Consider the following 1,115-nt stretch of genomic DNA (forward strand, 5'->3'; position numbering starts at 1 on the left):
AGTGGCCGAGATCCGCTGCGCCTCCACGCCCTCGGGAAGCCTGAACTCCCGGCGGTAGGAACCGTGCCAGCGCTCGCGGTGTACGCGACCGGCGTGCTCATTCTCGCTGCCGGCCGCACGCTTCCCGCGGACGACCAGGCGGCCCCGGTCGATCTCGACCGCGACGTCCCGCTCGACATCGACCCCGGGCAGCTCGAGGTTGATCAGTACATCCGCTCCCTCAGTAACCACATCAGCCGACGGGACGGCGAACTCGGTGACCGACGACCGTCCGGTAAGCATCGGACGCCGCGGGCCCCAGACACGCCGAACGATCTCGTCGAACTCCCGGTCCATACGCCCCAGCGAGGCAAACGGGTCCCACAGGTAGGTGCTCACGACGCTCCCCCTCCAAAAGATTGATCTTTCTAGGGCCGATCTCTGTACATCGATGCCGATCGGGACGCTCCCGCACCTCAGGCGCCCCCTGGGCGGATCACCTTCGGCTCGATTGCCTCCCGCTCTCACAGTTCGTGAGTCTAAGGCGCTCAACTTTGCTTTTGCAAGCGAGGGTAAGGAATTTGTTGAATGTGAGGCAGGACACCGAAACGGCGAACGGTCGCAGCGGCCGACCCCGGGCGGCCGGGCGGTGGGGCCTCGGCTCCGGCCCGCCGCGGCGGGCCTGATCGCTCGGAGCGAGAAGCCGGCGATCGTGCGGCCGCGAGCCGCCGCGGGCCGCCGTGACACCGGGCCGCCGGGCCGCCGGGCCGCCGCGGAATGGCGGCACCGGATCCGGGCACCATCAGCCGAACCGCCGACCCGGGATCAAATTAGTCCGGGATCACGGCAAATCGTTTGCGCCGTACATACCCGAAGCCCGATTACCACCGACAAACTACCCCTTGAGTGAGGGTTACCGGGAGTGACCACAAGATAGCCACAGCACCGTGGTATAAAGTCGCACGCGCCATACCGGACTGCGTGTTGGGGAGGCTGTTCGTGTACCACGAGCGAACGGTTGCAGCACCGTACGAGGCAGCACCGTACGAGATTGTTGGACGGAGTTACCACAAACGGCCTGTCCCATCGCGCAGCCGCCCGGCCCCGGCGCATCCGTGACGGCGGAATCAAGCGGC

Annotated in this window: 1 protein-coding gene; it reads right to left on the reverse strand. The window is 66.8% G+C overall.

The window, feature by feature from the left end; genetic code table 11:
- On the reverse strand, nucleotides 1-378 hold a 378-nt coding region (locus AC08ON_RS17875; protein ID WP_476617413.1), incomplete at its 3' end, for an Hsp20/alpha crystallin family protein.
- Between the last annotated feature and the right edge of the window lie 737 nt (nucleotides 379-1,115).

This window comes from Frankia sp. CoWAU3 (assembly GCF_977971855.1).